Here is a 16,165-nt window from a genome sequence, read left to right as displayed (position 1 = left end):
ACTATTTTTTTGTTTTTTGCTCACTGCCTTCCCCTTTATCGTTCGCCGGGTCTGTGTCAAATTTCAGTCCTAAGGTGGCGTTTTCATCAATTTCGGCCTTGCGGCGGCGTTTAACATCGCCCGGATTTGCCCCCCGAGCCCGAACCCAATCGCCCTCCGTGGCTGCACCGCCACGTAAAAGCACCCGCCACGAATTAGCCTCTTTCAACGGATCAATCCACGGCATCACCGGCCCGCTGTATACCGCATTGAAAAGAGTCTCCCTATCCACATCGAGGGGGACATTAATCACACCTGATGTGATCGCCATTTGAAGCCAATTGCGGTAAATCGGGCGACTCACCGCCGCGATAAATGCATCTTGCAAAATGCTGTAGCCCTCAAACGATTCCACCAGCTCTTGGCGCTGTGAGCTGTAAGTCCCGTTGTAGTTACGGGCAATACTGGAAAAGCTTCCACGGCTACCGGCTGCAACCGCTCGCAGTTGGCCATTACGGAAAGTTTCTAGGTTGGGATTTGGCCGGTCGGATTTAATCATGCCAATATCTTCGCCGGGCTGTAGCCCATCAAAAAGCATGCCCGGCTGGATATCTAATTCTCGAGGACCATCTGATGAGCCTGAACCTTCGTTATCACCGTAGGTTTGGGGATCGCCTTTCTTAACAAACATGCCCAAAGCCGCCGCAATACGCGCTGCAGTCAGTTCAGCATCCTCATACTCTTTGAGTGCACTTAGACGCATCAGCACCCCAGCGAGCAAACTATTGCCACGAATTTGGTGCAACCGACGCATAAACTTCAGATGAACCATGCTGTCTGCGGCGATTTCTTTCGTGTTTCCCTGCGCGCTGCCCAAACGAGTTAATGTTTTATACACAACGTATTTTGTCGGACGCCCCCACTCATTGAGCGCAACACCCTGACAAATCCCCTTACCCTCGTCATTTAGCTCAAGCGGGATAAAATCAGGCTCTAATGCTTCGATCCAAAAGGGAACGTTGCCCGTAGGATTTAGCCCTGCTGCAGCCCCGCTCACCATTTGCCCAAACACCTCACCATCACGTAACCACGTGCGTGCCATCAACCGCTCTAGCACGGGGCGCGTAAACTGCCCTGTAACATCCGGCGCAACAGACCACTCCGCCCAAGCCGCACGAATGTCTTTCGCTAACTCATCGGCAACCAAACCCGTTTTTAAAATGGGTTGAGGGTCTACAATGATTCCGCGGGCACCAACAATACGTTCCTCCAGTTTATCCAACAGACCAATCACCAAGTCATGGTTACAATCGAGCCATCGAGCCTGCTCACGTAACGAGCGCCCCCCTGATTGGGTCAGCTGATTGGCATTGCGGTTTTCACGTTTAGCACGGTGCGTTCTTGTCGGAGTAACGGCTTCATACGCCCGGATCATCGCCCGAGATTTAAGACGTGCCGCTTTCCAGCCCGGTGATACTAAACCAATGGCTTCATCTAATAGGCTCATACAAACCTCGCCAGTTTATGTGATGACCGTCCCCGTTGGCTGGCTTGATACTGCACAAGACGACGCTCCCAAGACATTCGGCCTTTCTGAATTTCGCCGAGGTTCTCCATCGTCATCGACTGTCCATTAAAGGTGATCGACTTCCCCTGTAGTAATGTTTTCTCGGCTTCCAGATAACACTGGATCATGTCTTCAATATCGGTCTGATTCATAACCAGCCTCCTGTCGTCGATGGCGCCCACGCCGAGGCCGTAGCCTCATGCTGAGTCTGTGATTGTGTTGTCTTATGAGTTGATACTTCGGATGTTTTAGTCTGAGCGGGGCGAGGCGATAATACAGGTGTGGATTCATCAAGTGATCGCGCCCAAGGAGGTGGTTTTTCCCAATTTATCCTTTCGTACCCGCGCAACATAACCAATGCATGGGCATACACCATGAGGTCGAAGGCTTCATTAGCCCCCTTGCCCGGTTTCGTCCATTTTCCGTCTGGACTTCGCTCCTCATAGGTCAGCTCGTCATAGAACCATTCACCCAGCCACTCAGGAAAATGTATGTAATTAGCCCCTACCGTTTCACGCGATAGCGCGTTATTGATTCGATCTTTGAGGGCATTCGTTTGTAAGAGATAAAGAGGCACATCCCCGCGGGCCTCTGCACGACGATTCGGTCGGTCGGTATTATCAGGCAGTGTTTTGCTGATGATCTTACCGTTTGACTGGCTCGCCCCTTTAAAGAGATAGACTTTTTTATGCACCCCATCACGACGACACTGGCGCCAAAAGTCATATGCGTTACCCGTTACGCCATCCTCACCACCGCTATCCACTGCCATCGCCAACACCGGCAAATGACTTGTGGGATCAGCCGCTAAGGGCCACGTTCTATCAAGTACATCAGTACGTAATAAATCCCAATCCTCGAGATAGCCTGCGGGGTCAATGGGGAGGCTCTCGCCGTTTGGCCCGGCACGCATTGACTGCTTGATATTGAATCGATCAATCACCCACCGTTCACCATGAGCACCATAACCTATAACCTGCACAACAAAGCGGCGGTGTTTACCACCCTGCACATCGACTGTGGCCACAAGAAACCGTACTCCTGGTGGCACCGTCCGCTTAGCCACTTCCTCAGCGCGGGCCTTAAGGCTTTCTCCTTTACGCTGTTCGGTGCTAGAGCGTGGTGCGTAAGGCAATCCCCAGTCCGTATTAATAACCGCCTTAAGCGTTTCCTCACTGCCTGTTCGCTCATACTCCTGCTCAGCAGTCAGTAATTTATAGACCAGTTGCGCCCATGTTTGATAAGCCGCGGCGGGTCCTTCCATCCAAAACGATGCGATACGTGATCGACGCGCCTCGCCAGAAATCACGCCATGCCGATCAATACGCTGCCCTTCAATCAGCCATATCCCGAGATTATTTAACTCGCGTTTTTGTGCGGGCAAAATATGTCCCTCGCAATGAGGGCAAAGCAAAAAAGCTGATTCACTGGCAACGACAGGATCGGGATTATCACGGTAGCCATTCATTGAGCTCATGGCTGGCTGGAAATACTCACCACAATGAGGACAAGGCCAATACCAGCGACGGCGATCACCTCGGTTATAGAGAGATAAAATACCTGTCGTTGGTGGTGCTTCATGTATCGATGTTCGTTTCCACTTCAGATCGGTTATTTCTCTGCCGGGAGAGCTTTCCACCAGCGTCATACCCGCGGACATAAAGGTTGTCGTGCGTTTTGATGCCAGAGAAAAACCATCCCCCTCTCCATCAATATCCTCGGGGAAACGGTCATAATCCGTTAGCGCCACGCATTTAAAGTCCGATGAGGACATGACATTGATCGATGGCCAACCCAACTTTAAGTAGCTACCGTTGAGGAACACGCGATCGTAAACATTATTATCGTTGCGGCGTGGGCTTAAGCATTTAGTCACTTCTGGACTGCAGCGAAATGTTCGGGCAAGACGTTTTTTAGAATGCTCTTGCGCTTTGTCCTGCGTCATCTGGATAACCAGCATGTCCGAAGGATCGCAAACTACGTTATAGACAACCCACCCATCAATGAGTCCGATTGTTTTACCAGTTCGCGCAGGGCCAACGAATATCACCGCATCATATTCACGTGAGGCAAGGCAGTTCATTGGTTCTACAATATAGGGCGCAACCATCGGGTCCCAAGGTACTGAGTTACCCGCCCCAACGGGGACACGCATATACCGAGCAACAGCATCCGCGACAGGCATGCGCCGAGGCGCACTCAGTAATCCATAGGTGTTTTTACGTAATACGCTGGCTGTAACCTGCGACGCCATCACGCCTCCTCTGGCTCTCCCTCCTCTGGCATTGAGGTGTCAGCATCAGCCACTTTTTGGGCAATCTGATCACGCATATCGTCTATGATGTTTTGAACACGTAGCACCGCTGATGGTGTCATCGCGCAATCACGCTCAAGAATATCCGGTAAGGTTTCCAGACCTTGGATCATCGCCTTGGCCATAGACGCCATTTCCCGTGCCACATCACTTGCGGGGAGTAACTCCCCTATCTCTTGTTCGAATTTGAGCCGCTCACGTTCTGACTGGTACCAAGCTTTGCGATCCTGCGGCGCCATGTCATCACCTGAAACCGGCGTTGGCATCTTCATCAGTTCAGAGAGAACCGACGTTAATTTATAGAGCTTAAGGTTTGATTCATTCCCACCAGAAGTTGCCACATTCTTTAGACGCGCCGTCACTGTTTGGCGATGAACATCCGAAAGTGCTGCAAGTTGGCTGATATTGAGCGTGAGATTTGTTAACTCTTTATCCATTCTCCACTCCAGTGATGAACAAAAAACAGTCACATTCACCACTGAAAAATAATTTAGCTATTATTTTCAAAATGTTGAGGTAGTGGTGATGGCAGATCAAAATCCAAAAATGAGGCGTTTTCCGCGAGGTCGCCGCCCCGTGGCAAAGACCCCTCTCGGGAGTACCTTTTCGATAATGGGGATTATTTTATAATTGAATGATTATCATTTGAATGATGGCAATTTTGTGACATTGTTTTCAGTGCTTCATTGAATCCTTGAAAACACCACCTATTAACTAAATATTATTAACGTGGTTAATTCTACTGTTTAGTCTTGACCAGTAGTGAAAGTTTTGAGATGGCTTCAACTAATACTTTGGCTTTAATATTTCCTTGAAGTAATTCACTGTGCAACGCAAACAGTTCAAAAAACGCTTTCCATATCTCATTATTAGGCATCTCATCATACCCGAGCAATAGACATTGCTTGTGTATAGCATCCAAGGCACCCTGCAATTGAAATGCTATATCTTTAAATTCCGGTGATGGTTTAAAATCATTCGGGACATAGTAAAGGGTTGATTTGTATGAAAATATAGACTCTTTTAACAAAATAATACGTTTATACTTCTCTTGTTCGCGCCAAGAATTAGTGCTTCGTAAAGCTATAAAACAAGCAACTGTAGTTGCTAGCCCTGATACCCACCCACCAATCATTGTCCATAGAGACCATCTTGCTGCCTCTTGAGCAGCAAGAAGAGATTCAAATGAAATAATATCTGCGTCCATCTTCTCACCTTATTAACATTACTAATTTGAGTGATGGCGATTATCAGCAATTATGTACCAAACTTCTATAACTTGATTAATAGCGATTAACGAATCGATTAGCAAAAGATTTTCTTACTCACTGGCACCCACCTGTTTTAAATGACGCACGTACTCTAAATTATCAATACTTGATAATTTGTTATTAGCTTGATCGATAGTTGCTAATAGCGGCCTAATCCACAGAACAGCCTGACAATACGTTATCGAGCTGGTGGCAACGGTGGCACTACCATCTGAGTTAACGTCGCTGGTATTGGTGTGCAAGGCTGTGGCACGTAGACGGTGCGTGTACTCGAGCAACCCGCTAGCAATATCAGCAGGGATAAGCAGATCACAGGTCGGCTCTTTCTCAATAATCCTGCGGTATTCAATTTCTTTCTCCTGCGCTCTGGCTTGGACTGTCACGCCATACTGACCCGCTGCCGACGCTATCTGATTGAAGCGGTTGAACTGCAAAGACTGCCCAGCAATGATCGAGGCTTGCCCATCAACCTCCCCCTGCAGACGCTCAGTTGCTTTTGTTTGTTCTTGGTATTTATCGCGATAATGGCTAGCTATTTTCCCAGCAGCGACCAACGCCACAAGCAACAGACCTATTGCCATCATTCGCCAACTGAAATTTATATTCATACTCTTCGCCTGACTAGATAAAATCCCACATATCCAGCGCCCCAGCGCGTATAAAGCCACATTCTTCGGCCTGTCGATGGTCGAGGAATATCCTGACGAACAACGGCAATTGCAAATAAACGCCACCACGGCCATTTCTGTGGCCCATGAGACGGCTTCAAATCATCGGCAAAGTGCGCTGTGGAATACTCAAATTTTATTTTCATACCAACAGCGCCGCCCGCGCTTTGTTGTAACGCACCTTGCGATCATCGATACCATTCAAACCGCCGTTGATAATCTGCGTCACACGGTAAACATCAGCACCATAGGCCATGCAGCCTTTTGATGTGTAGAACCATGCAGCTGAGCGCGCAGCTTGTAGATCTAACTCGAGCAGCTCTGGATTAGTCACCAAATCAAGCTTTAACGCGGCGCCGCATGCGCGATAGTTATCAAGCCCGGTAATCTGGATAAGGCCACGGCCTCGGTACTTCCAACCATCACCCGAAGCTTTATTACCTAAGCGGTTGGCATAAACAAGATTGGCGATCGCATCTTGTCGAGCAGATTGCGCTGTCGTTCGCCCGAGAGCATTGGCTTGCTGTTGAGTAATACGCTTACCAAACACAGCTAACAGCGCTCCTGGTGTGTAATTCAGTGACTCAACAACCTGCCGGAAACCGCCCGACTCATGGCCGACCTGAGCAATAAGCATCGCCTTATCGGTTGCCGCCGTAATACCAAATTCTTTCATTGCTGCATCGATGTGCGGAAACCAGCGCGCAGCTAATCCGGCGCTAATATCAGCCGCCTTTTGAAACTGTTCGAGAATCATTAGATAGGGTTCCTGAATAACTGCATGAAGTTGCCCCGCGCCCTAAGAACCAGACCGCAGAACATGATATTAATCAGCGTTTCCGAAATATCAGCCGAGATATATGTGCCAGTGATGATCCGAATGGGGACCGACGCTGCTGCAACTATGAGGACGTAAGCCCCAATAGCGCCCAACCACTTATGCTTTGCTCCCTGACGATTAAAGAGCATTAAACGCAAGGCTATCAGGCCGCAGGCCAACGCATTAATGTGAAGCAATATAATCTGGAGTGTCATTTGCCACCCCCTTTGAAGTTCAACGTGGGGTTACTAGACCTTGAGATAATAACCATTAAGATCCGCACAACTGTGGCAGAAGCCACCAGCGCACCTATAGACTTCTCAACTACAACGGAATCCGGTGTAACAGTGCTGATCATCGACGCAGCAAAACCCGCAGTTAGAACACCTAGCACAAATGAAATCCCGAAGAATACGAGACGCTTCCAGATAGGGAATTCAGTAGCGGACAACACGAAAACCACAGCACCAGCAAATGCGCCAATTACAACGCCAGCATCAACACCAGATAGCAATCCTACAAATGTGACGCCAGTTAACGCAGCCGAGGCTGTTCCGGTGCCGATTAACGGCTCAGACATTGGGATTACTCCATTTTGATTTAAGGAATAGCGCCCAGCCGTAACCACTCTCAGCTAGAAGGTGTTTAATGTGTGGATGATTGTTGGCTGGGCGCTAGATATGAAAAAGGCCACCCGAAGGTAGCCTCTATATATGATTTATGGCTTGATGCTTCGGCGCTTATCTCCGAACGTCTAGCGTGTCAGATCTTCAACAGTAGCAAGCTATAAAGAATTGTGGTGCCCGGTACTTATCCCGGTGGTATCACTTAGGCGCTGGTCAACCTGATACCGGGTGGTTTTTCTAGGAGCTCGTGAACTAATCCCGCCAGCCATTACCTTCACAGTAGTGCAAACACCACAATCGACTGAGCCATCCCTCTAAGTTGAAAGACACGCACCTGTATTCGATGCTACAAAGAGATGGCTCATGCGATTGTGCAGTACATCAAACGCTCCGGGCTATCCCTTCTTCGCTGAGTGATGTACTGAATGCCGTGGCGACTAACTAAGATCACTTCTCTCACAAAACAACCCGCCGCCGCGACACTTCAAACCGTATCTTATAATGGCAACCCATACAATATTAGGCCGCTATTTCAGATTTTTCAGTTATTAGTTAACGCTAATACTTCTTCCTCGGTCTGTTTAAAACGCTCCTTCTCCAACTCTACCCCTATTACATAACACCCCATCTTTATGGCCTGCTTAATGGTTGAACCCGAACCCATAAAGAAATCAGCCACAACGTCACCGGGCTTGCTGCTTGCCGCGATAATGTCACGCATCATTTCAGCAGGCTTTTCACATGGATGTTTGCCCGGATAGAACTGGACTGGCTTATACGTCCAAACGTCAGTAAACGGCACAAGCGCAGAAACAGAGAACGGACGGCGTAATGCCTTAAACTCTTGCGACAACTCAATGTAACGCCGCGACAGCGCTCTATATTCCGCAACAAGCTGGTGGTGTGGATCGCTTAGTTCATTACGCTGGTGCTTTTCTTTCGCTATACGTTCAAACAACGCCTGCAGCTTTAAATAGTCCTGCTCGCTCGGTAGCTGCCACTGACTTTCAGTAAACCAGTGTGAGGCCATTTGCTTGCCGGTTGCCGCGTGTATCTCTTTACTCGATACGCCCAGCGCGTTTCGCGCATCACGGAAATAATCGATCAGCGGCATGAGGACGTTCTGTTTAAGCTCGGTACATTTAACCGCGTAGCCGTCCTGCTTGGGCTTACATGGGCCTTGGTAATGTTCAGCAAATAACACGCGCTCAGTTGCCGGGAAATACGCCCGTAGGCTTTCTTTATTGCAGCCATTCCAGCGGCCTGATGGCTTAGCCCAGATAATATGGTTCAGCACGTTAAAGCGCTGCCGCATAAGTATTTCAATGTCCGATGCCAGCCTATGGCCACAAAACAGGTACAAGCTGCCAGCAGGCTTTAATACTCTGTAGAACTCGGCAAGGCATTGATCAAGCCATTGCAAATAGTCACTATCACCGCGCCACTGATTGTCCCACCCATTCGGTTTAACTTTAAAATAAGGTGGATCGGTTGCTATGAGGTCTATGCAATTATCAGGAAGGGTTTTAATAAATTCGAGTGAATCAGCGTTTACAAGATTGATACTGTTTAAATTCACAGTATTTTTCATGGATGTTTTGGGCCTTTTTTGATAGGCTCAGATCCGCTTTGTGCACACAAGCGGTGGGCCTTGTTGCGCCCGTGACTCATACAACGGGTGCATGGCTGGGAAGTGCTACAACACAACCCAGCCGCCCATTTCACAGCTTAGAAGCCACCAGCAAAGCTAGCAGCGTTTGAATTTGTTCTCTGTCTTATCTTCTTCAACTAAACCAGCCATCGCCAACTGAGTCAAAATAAACTGGCAGCGCGCTTCGCTAATCTTTAACAAGCCGCCAAGGTAAGCCGCAGACCACCAACTTAAACGACTCAAACAAGCAAGCACTACCGATGCTTCTTGCGTCATATCATTCTGATTTAGCATGTCTTTTTCTCTTTTTTCGTTGCGTTACAACACTAGTAACTCTGTCCAATGCCAACAGCAACTCATTCTTGAAAAAGACACAAAAAAACCCGCACTAGGCGGGTTTACATGTAATTTTGGCAACATACCAAATTAACGTTAAATATCGCTCAATTTATTCATTTTTGCAAGCATCACGTAATTAAAGTTAGGCTTGTTAGCCGATCTTGTCTCGATCGTGTCATGTAGAGAAGTATTATCAAGGCTATGGCAAACCATCAATATGCCTCGCCAGTGGATAGCATAATTAGTTGACCAATTATTCAACTCAATGCCCATTAGCTTAGCCAACTCAGTCGCGGAATAATTCTTGCCTAGAACTCCACCACAGCTATGTGCATGTTGCTGTACTGCCAGCCATACAAGCCTCGCTATACGTGCCGTCACTTTTTTAGTGATCCGTTTACCTGCTAAGGTTTTTTTATACTCCTCCCAAACATGGGTGGTGATCTGAACTTGATAATCGTATTCAAGATTATGCGCATAACAGTAATAAACCCATGCACGCTGGTGGCCTTCCAACTCAAATACAGCTCGGCGCCAAGAGCTGAGGCAGAATGTTATTTCCTCGATCGGTGGCTTTGGCCTCTTGCCACCGCGTGTCTCTGAACATGCTACAGGGTCAGATTGCCGATACTGACCACCAACCTCGACCGCTGGCCTACGCTTGTATCGTGTTGTATTGATTAACGCAGCCCCCTGAAACGCATCAAGCTGCCCTTTTGTTCTGCTTCCATAATCCGCCAACGCCAGATTTAAGCGCTCACGAACATATTCTAAGTTACAAGTTCTCATTACTCAGCGCTCCCCACACACTTTACGCTTTGAAAATTGCGCCAACACCCAGCGCGTAATTTAAAAATTCAATCAATAGGAATCGCTGATCCCCGTGTTCCTGCTCCCACGCCCCAACATCCTTGTGCAACTTGTCGTGGCACCGCCTGCATAGCGGCAACACGAACAGGTCATGCGTTTTGGTTCCCATGCCGCCCAAGCCGTGATTAATCACATGATGCGGATCGTCAGCTGGTTTACTGCAACCGCAGCACTTTTGCGTTTTTACCCACCGCGTGTACTTCTCACACTCCCAGCGTGCCAGTTTAGGTTTCAACATAAAGCTCGCTGGTGGTGCCTCATCACCCGCAAGCTTGATAATGGGTTTTACCTGCTCCACCAGCTCGGCAACAATAGAGAATGGATCTGGCTCCCACGGGTTAATATCCGCCTCTTTCGTTGTGCCTCCGATGGTGGGGAGTTCCATCCCAGTAATAGCGTACGCAGGAAGAAGGTCAGCTACGCCGTTAAGCGTCGCCCACCAGCACACCTCAGCAAATGAAATCTCTCGCCCTTCACTCAAATCCAGTTTGATGCGAATGGCCTCAAGTAAGCATTCAATCCTGTTCTGCATAGCAATCGACATCATGGCTTCAGTAAAATGCGTATGTGTACGATTGTCACAACTCCAACACAGCCGAACCGCACCGCCCTCGTACGGCGTTGTGACTAGCTCTTTATGGTGCCAATCCGCATGCCACTGGCATTCATCCTTCCTATCCAGCCATGTGAGCAAACTATCCAGCCCACCAACTGCTCGATAAACGCGATCATTAGCCCAGAAAGCAGACAGGCGCGGATCTGCGGCTAGTGTCTGATGTTCGGCAGGAACTTCACCCGTTGGTAGCTCACGCAGCGCCTTTGGCTCATCGGAAATGTATAAACGCTGTAGCGGTTTGAAATGGTGCATCAGACCGGTACCGGGGCGCAGTAAAACCACGCCCAAGTCTGACTGAGGAAAAGCAGTCAGTAACAATCTCATTAAGTACCACCTATGCCGCGTTAGCTGTCATCATCAATTCGACCAAGTCTTTAATTTTTGAGTCAAAAAAATGTGGCTGAGTTTCACGAGGATTTTGTGGACTAGTGACATTCTTGCCATACACAAGGCCTTTGGTTGTCACACTCCAAAATTCACGCATACCATTTTTGGCTTTTGCTGAACTACTAGGGCGCTGTTTACGTTCTACGATCCCCAGTTGCTGTAATCGTAGGTAGGCTTTACGGGGCGAGACGGGGATATTGTTTTCTTTGAGGATTGCGCTTAGCGCTTTTGTGGGGAGACTGGAACCATCAACAGCATCCGCAGGGGCATCTATAGCATACGCAGGCATAAGCTGCGGTATACCGGCAAATTGTTGCAGAGTTTGGTATCCAGCTAACTTGGAAGAATTGGAGAGGTTAAGCATCTTAGCTGCAGATTCAAGGATCAGAATACCCGCTTTAATCTTATCTTCTGCTGTAGTTGCTGATTGAGAGGTTTGGATTGCGTCAAACGTGCGTATAACTTTCAAATTAAAAGCGGCGCTAATCCACATGGCATAGGAGTAAACAAGCTCTTTGCACACATAGGTGCCGGGATTATCACCACCATGAATAACACTAACAGGCTGGTTTCCAATCAAAGGCGGGATCTCGCCCTTGGTTAGTTCTTGAACAAGCTCTTGCGTCTGAACTTGAGCTAGCCAGTACTTAGGGCGATGACGGTTTTCGCCACCAGCTGCACGATGAAGGTCGTTAAGGCAATAACGGCCGGAATTATCTTGGCATACGGCAAAGCCGTCGATAGCAATCAACTGATTCATTTTCTTTCTCCACACATGTTGTCACAAGGCTCCGCTCGATTTTCTGCATAAAAACCGGAGCCAACCGTTGTTCTACTCATGCCATCTATTCCTGCATGAATAGACCGAGCCCGTTCAATATATTGCTTATTAATCATGATGTCACCTAAGAACTGGCATTTTATCCAGCAGATCATGCGCATGCCGTCACCCCATCGATCACCAACTCAACACGACCACCTTTAACAACAGGCCCCCACTTAGCTGAAAGCTCTTTTATCTGGCTATCGTCAGCCCATACATTTGCTTTTGTTAGCGCATCAAACAGAGCCTTGAAATAGTTATCCAGATCGCGGCGCGCCTTCGTTGGTGGGGACAGCACAACGGAAACAGAAACGTTCTCAGTAATCGCCTTCGGCTTACGGCGTAGTTGCTCGATGACCATCGCGTATGTTTCAGCCTGATATTTACGCCCACGTTCGCTCACTAGATGCTTACCGATTGAAGCGCCCTTGTTCGGGGCGCGCCAGTAACCATTTACGCTCGGTGGAAATGGTAGGATTAACTTCACGCAGCTACCCCCACCAGCTTTTCAGCCATACGACGAACCTGCGCAAGAAATGCATCGCCCCGAGTGATTAGATCATCGCGGGTTACATAACTGATTGCTGGGCCACGCCATTGGTTATCCAGAATGACCACCGCACCAGCAAAGAATGCACCGGTCGGCTTTTGCTTCTCATCAGCAGGCTTAAACCACACAGGCAGATCAAAGCCAATACGCCCACGAATGAAAGCAACATGATCGGCTTCTTCTGGCCACCACACTTCGCTGGTTGCCGCTTTAATCAAGAAGATGTAACGACCGCCCTTCTCACGCATGCCCATCGCATGATCGATAATGTGGCGCATGCCTGTGACATATTGCCCTTCATACTCTTTCGCCCGGCTGTAGGGTGGGTTTGCGTATGCCGCACCGCCTAGCTCTTTTAGACATTCTGACCAGTCCTGAGTAAGTGCGTTATCTTCAGCGGTGTAGTACGCGTCACACTTGGCATTATCAGCATCAGCAAACAGATCGAGAGTGATTGGCCCGAACATAGCGTTAATACCCCAAAACAATGAATCTGGAGTACGCCACTGATCGCCAACGTCTTTTAGGTAGTGTTCAGGCTCTGCACGTTGTGCGGCTAAATCGGCGCAGTATTGGTTGATGACCATATTCACGACAGCACCTCCAAGCGGACAACCGTTTCAAAATCCATTCGCGGATCAGCTGTTACATACGTTGCACGGCAATGAATTGAGCACTGGTTGCGGCATTTCACTGCGTGTTCCATATCTTCTTCGGTACCGCAATTCTCAATGACTCGGGACCATTCATATTCAGCGCGGCGCCACTGTTTTGACGCTTCGCAACGTCTAGCTCTTTCCTGATGAAGGTGAACGAGTGCCGGACGGTGGCGGCGAATTACTGGCATGGTTTGTTTTTTCACACTGCACCTCCCGTACGCTCTACGAGCCATTTTGGTAAATCGCTTCTGTCCACCGGTGCTGCTTGTTCTCGAGACTGTTCGCTTGAATAACCGTTTCTAAAACCGGTAGGGATCGATGAGTAATCCTGCTTCGAAAAGTCCATATCAACGTAGCCTTTCGGCTTGGCTTGATTTGCTGTTGACCATTGGGCTCGAGGTGGACGGCTAGCCTTGGACCAGTTGGTTGCTGAACTCAGGTAGGTCGGGAATTTTCCCGGACGGAACAACGTGGTCGGGTTCAGGTTCGGCGCCATATCTAGATTACTTCCCCAGCGCTCGACGCTGAAATCAACAACCAAAATCAGCTCATCAGTGGTGAAACCATCACGCAGGCGGGCTCGAATGTTCTCGAGTGAGGATTTGCAATTCTGGTACCGCGAGGCGGTCACTTGATTCAGATGTTTGAGTACCTGAATCGCTTTATCAGTAATTTCTACCTCTGGGTCGGTCGGCGCAGCCGAACTGCCCAAAGTGTTTTTATCTGATGTGATCTCTTGAGTACTCTTTGTAGTGATCTCTGTAAGAACATTAGGACAATTTGTCCCAATGGAATCCCCCGATTTTGTCCCATTGCATGAGGTCACTTTGTCCTTTTGCATTTGGACATTTTGTCCTAATGGAGTTGGACATTTTGTCCCAATGGAATTGTTGATAATTTCGGCATCATCTAGCGCCGCATGATCGTAGTTAATAGCGTAGTATTTCGTTTGGTCACGCTTATCTTTGGATAGCTTTTCGCCAGTGATAAGCCCTTGTTTTTCTAGAGAAGTAAACGTGCGGCTTACTGTTTTCTCATTCCAGAATTTAAACTGCTTGTGCCACTCTCTGATTGAGTTATATACCCAGCGACGGCCTTCATGCTCAATACCTGAGTTTGTCTCAGTCAGCCAGTATTGGACCTGTTGAAGTACGATGGCCTCGTTTAGTCCGATGCGTTCCGCTAGGTCTGAAAGCACTATGAGAGGGCGAGATGGTAAAAGTAGGCTCATATCAGTCCACCATCAGCTCAGAGGCGTAACGATCGGCAAGCCATTGCAGGCCCAGCGGCGTTACGCGGGTTTGAGTAAAAGCATGACCAAACTCAGATGTGCCGGTTTTCACGCAGAATAAGCCGTTACGCTGGTGGATTGAGGATGGCAATAAGTTGCGAGACTGACGAAACGGAACCTTGTCACGCAATAGCGCCTCTATCATCGACTTTTCAGCCATGCGCAGAATCTTGGCGCTTTCACGCAGGCTCTTAGCACCAGCGGCATCAACGAAATGATCGACAAACGCCACCTTCGGCGCATCCTGCTGAACCTTGTACTCGAGCGCGGCTTTCTGTTCTGCCATATCAGCAGCAAGGCGCAACGCTTCTGGTAATGATTGAGGAAGCGCTGGAGTGCTATTTTCCAGCTCTTGCCAGCGGTCAACGACAGCCGCCGTGAACAACGGAGACAAACGGGCAACCAATATCAACGAGTCTCGCTTGTTAAACCGATACTCCTGGTATGTATTCCCGTTATGCTCAAAATCGAACTGCGCCAACGGCGCGGTTAAAATACCCGCACCCACTAGGCGTTCGGCTGAACGCTTAACATCACCGTGTTTGCTTTTAACTAACTCAGCAATTTCACGGCTGCTCATGGTTATTTCAGAAGATATAGAAAGGTTAGCCATGTTCATAACCCCTCCTGCTCTGCGCTCGAACGCAAAGAAAAAATCATTGGGCATTCAGCTAACACCCTTATGAAAAACTCAGGGCTAACCCACATTGCATAAGCGAAAACCAGCTCTTTACAAACAAAGGTTCCCTGAGTTGTTCCGCCACGGACAACCGAGACAATTTCGTGCCGCGGTTTAGGTAACTTATTGATGAGTGTTTGAGTGGACTTAGCTCGCATCCAATTAAAAGGCTTATGCTTTTCTTCGCCACCAGATGCTTTATGCAAATCATTAACACAATAAAGCTCACGCTCGTATTGTCGGATTGTTGCCCCGTTAATAGTGATTAGATTATTCATGCCACACCTCGACCGGCTTGTTGTTCACCCACAGTCCACTCAACAAAGCTGTGGTTGATGTCAGTCCACTCACCTTGTAATTTAGCGGCATACGGAAACGCAATCGGCTTACGCCCACCGGGTACCGGTTTGCAGCGGAATTGCGGAGTTCGTTTGTTTGTTGTTAAAATGCTCACGCGGTTATTTCTCCACACACTGATTTAGTCGCACCCGACGCCAAGAGCTGCATACTCTTGGCGTCACCCTCTCCCCACAGCATTTCTGAAATCACCCAAATCTCGGCTATCAAAGACTGTGCTCGATAACCTTTGGCACGTAGGCGTTTGCTTTCTTCTCGGTCAAGCACGCCATCATGGGTGAACTCGTTATGTGCTCGGCTAAAATCACCCAGAGCCGCCAGTAGGTCGTTAAATTTGTGCAGCAGCTCTTCATTCCCGACCTGATCCACATCAGGCAGTTTCACGAACACACCACCAGCACGCTTACACATAGCTTCGGTAATATCCGTGCGACCGGAAAAGGCCTCCAACTGAATAGCCATGCCGAACGGCACCATTTGCCCACCGATCTGGCGAACGCGGTTACTCAGCGCGTTATGGGTACCGTCGTGCGAAAGCTGTTGCGCCATCGCTTCATACCCACCCGGTGTTGAAGTGATCAGCTTGTGCATTGCTGCTGTCATATCTGTCGGGGCTGGAAAGTTCTTGTTGTCCACAGTATTGGTCTCTCTTTTGTGGTTTTAATCGCTCTCAATACCCTTATGATTTAGGGTAAATA

23 protein-coding genes are annotated in these 16,165 nt (G+C 48.6%); all 23 read right to left on the bottom strand.

The features are described 5' to 3' along the window. Nucleotide 1 precedes the first annotated feature (1 nt). Nucleotides 2-1,486, bottom strand: coding sequence for a phage portal protein (locus RSC70_RS00115; RefSeq protein WP_043491627.1), 1,485 nt, complete (start codon nt 1,484-1,486; stop codon nt 2-4). Next, a complete protein-coding gene (locus tag RSC70_RS00110) occupies nt 1,483-1,698 on the bottom strand; it encodes a hypothetical protein (RefSeq protein ID WP_043491625.1) in 216 nt (71 codons plus the stop codon). The genes RSC70_RS00115 and RSC70_RS00110 overlap by 4 nt, the downstream gene beginning before the upstream one ends. Continuing rightward, nucleotides 1,695-3,800 (bottom strand): phage terminase large subunit family protein, encoded by a 2,106-nt coding sequence (locus RSC70_RS00105; protein ID WP_095661688.1) that lies wholly within the window; start codon nt 3,798-3,800, stop codon nt 1,695-1,697. The genes RSC70_RS00110 and RSC70_RS00105 overlap by 4 nt, the downstream gene beginning before the upstream one ends. Next, entirely contained in the window at nt 3,800-4,297 is a 498-nt protein-coding gene (locus RSC70_RS00100; RefSeq protein WP_095661687.1) for a DUF1441 family protein, read from the bottom strand. The genes RSC70_RS00105 and RSC70_RS00100 overlap by 1 nt, the downstream gene beginning before the upstream one ends. 302 nt (nt 4,298-4,599) lie before the next feature. Further along, entirely contained in the window at nt 4,600-5,067 is a 468-nt protein-coding gene (locus RSC70_RS00095; RefSeq protein ID WP_332541250.1) for a hypothetical protein, read from the bottom strand. A gap of 114 nt (nt 5,068-5,181) precedes the next feature. Beyond that, nucleotides 5,182-5,739 (bottom strand): hypothetical protein, encoded by a 558-nt coding sequence (locus RSC70_RS00090; protein WP_332541249.1) that lies wholly within the window; start codon nt 5,737-5,739, stop codon nt 5,182-5,184. A 13-nt stretch (nt 5,740-5,752) separates the two neighbouring features. Continuing rightward, a complete protein-coding gene (locus RSC70_RS00085) occupies nt 5,753-5,887 on the bottom strand; it encodes a hypothetical protein (RefSeq protein WP_332541248.1) in 135 nt (44 codons plus the stop codon). Between the two features lie 54 nt (nt 5,888-5,941). After that, complete coding sequence (locus RSC70_RS00080) at nt 5,942-6,556, bottom strand: glycoside hydrolase family 19 protein (RefSeq protein ID WP_332541247.1); 615 nt, start codon at nt 6,554-6,556, stop codon at nt 5,942-5,944. Next, the gene (locus RSC70_RS00075; RefSeq protein ID WP_095661683.1) at nt 6,556-6,834 is read right to left on the bottom strand and encodes a phage holin family protein; all 279 of its coding nucleotides are present in this window, start codon (nt 6,832-6,834) and stop codon (nt 6,556-6,558) included. Before RSC70_RS00075 ends, RSC70_RS00080 begins: the two co-directional genes overlap by 1 nt. Next, nucleotides 6,831-7,199 carry a phage holin family protein gene (locus RSC70_RS00070; RefSeq protein ID WP_095661682.1) on the bottom strand — a complete coding sequence of 123 codons (369 nt, stop codon included), beginning with the start codon at nt 7,197-7,199 and terminating at the stop codon, nt 6,831-6,833. The genes RSC70_RS00075 and RSC70_RS00070 overlap by 4 nt, the downstream gene beginning before the upstream one ends. A 587-nt stretch (nt 7,200-7,786) precedes the next feature. Next, the gene (locus RSC70_RS00065) at nt 7,787-8,836 is read right to left on the bottom strand and encodes a DNA-methyltransferase (protein ID WP_332541245.1); all 1,050 of its coding nucleotides are present in this window, start codon (nt 8,834-8,836) and stop codon (nt 7,787-7,789) included. Nucleotides 8,837-8,992: 156 nt separating this feature from the next. Further along, on the bottom strand, nt 8,993-9,190 hold the full coding sequence (locus RSC70_RS00060) for a TrmB family transcriptional regulator (RefSeq protein ID WP_130975665.1): 198 nt from the start codon (nt 9,188-9,190) through the stop codon (nt 8,993-8,995). A 138-nt stretch (nt 9,191-9,328) separates the two neighbouring features. After that, entirely contained in the window at nt 9,329-10,024 is a 696-nt protein-coding gene (locus RSC70_RS00055) for a bacteriophage antitermination protein Q (protein ID WP_332541242.1), read from the bottom strand. A 22-nt stretch (nt 10,025-10,046) separates the two neighbouring features. Beyond that, nucleotides 10,047-11,045: a DUF968 domain-containing protein gene (locus RSC70_RS00050; protein WP_332541241.1), complete on the bottom strand. Its 999-nt coding sequence runs from the start codon at nt 11,043-11,045 to the stop codon at nt 10,047-10,049. A 10-nt stretch (nt 11,046-11,055) separates the two neighbouring features. Then, complete coding sequence (locus RSC70_RS00045) at nt 11,056-11,868, bottom strand: KilA-N domain-containing protein (RefSeq protein ID WP_332541239.1); 813 nt, start codon at nt 11,866-11,868, stop codon at nt 11,056-11,058. 172 nt (nt 11,869-12,040) lie between these two features. Then, on the bottom strand, nt 12,041-12,418 hold the full coding sequence (locus RSC70_RS00040; protein ID WP_332541238.1) for a RusA family crossover junction endodeoxyribonuclease: 378 nt from the start codon (nt 12,416-12,418) through the stop codon (nt 12,041-12,043). Further along, a complete protein-coding gene (locus RSC70_RS00035) occupies nt 12,415-13,068 on the bottom strand; it encodes a phage N-6-adenine-methyltransferase (protein WP_332541553.1) in 654 nt (217 codons plus the stop codon). Before RSC70_RS00035 ends, RSC70_RS00040 begins: the two co-directional genes overlap by 4 nt. 2 nt (nt 13,069-13,070) lie before the next feature. Beyond that, nucleotides 13,071-13,343, bottom strand: a complete 273-nt coding sequence (locus tag RSC70_RS00030) for a PerC family transcriptional regulator (protein WP_332541237.1) — start codon at nt 13,341-13,343, stop codon at nt 13,071-13,073. Beyond that, complete coding sequence (locus RSC70_RS00025; RefSeq protein ID WP_332541236.1) at nt 13,340-14,371, bottom strand: conserved phage C-terminal domain-containing protein; 1,032 nt, start codon at nt 14,369-14,371, stop codon at nt 13,340-13,342. The genes RSC70_RS00030 and RSC70_RS00025 overlap by 4 nt, the downstream gene beginning before the upstream one ends. Nucleotide 14,372: 1 nt before the next feature. Next, the gene (locus RSC70_RS00020; RefSeq protein ID WP_332541551.1) at nt 14,373-15,044 is read right to left on the bottom strand and encodes a phage antirepressor KilAC domain-containing protein; all 672 of its coding nucleotides are present in this window, start codon (nt 15,042-15,044) and stop codon (nt 14,373-14,375) included. Between the two features lie 2 nt (nt 15,045-15,046). After that, a complete protein-coding gene (locus tag RSC70_RS00015) occupies nt 15,047-15,388 on the bottom strand; it encodes a KilA-N domain-containing protein (RefSeq protein ID WP_332541235.1) in 342 nt (113 codons plus the stop codon). Further along, a complete protein-coding gene (locus RSC70_RS00010; RefSeq protein WP_332541234.1) occupies nt 15,385-15,564 on the bottom strand; it encodes a hypothetical protein in 180 nt (59 codons plus the stop codon). The genes RSC70_RS00015 and RSC70_RS00010 overlap by 4 nt, the downstream gene beginning before the upstream one ends. Next, nucleotides 15,561-16,058 carry a YmfL family putative regulatory protein gene (locus tag RSC70_RS00005; protein WP_211095765.1) on the bottom strand — a complete coding sequence of 166 codons (498 nt, stop codon included), beginning with the start codon at nt 16,056-16,058 and terminating at the stop codon, nt 15,561-15,563. Before RSC70_RS00005 ends, RSC70_RS00010 begins: the two co-directional genes overlap by 4 nt. Nucleotides 16,059-16,165: the final 107 nt, after the last annotated feature.

The organism is Hafnia sp. (assembly GCF_036648275.1).
Lineage (GTDB): Bacteria > Pseudomonadota > Gammaproteobacteria > Enterobacterales > Enterobacteriaceae > Hafnia > Hafnia alvei.
The sequence above is the reverse complement of the archived record's forward strand: the minus strand, read 5'-3'. Positions and strand labels throughout refer to the sequence as shown.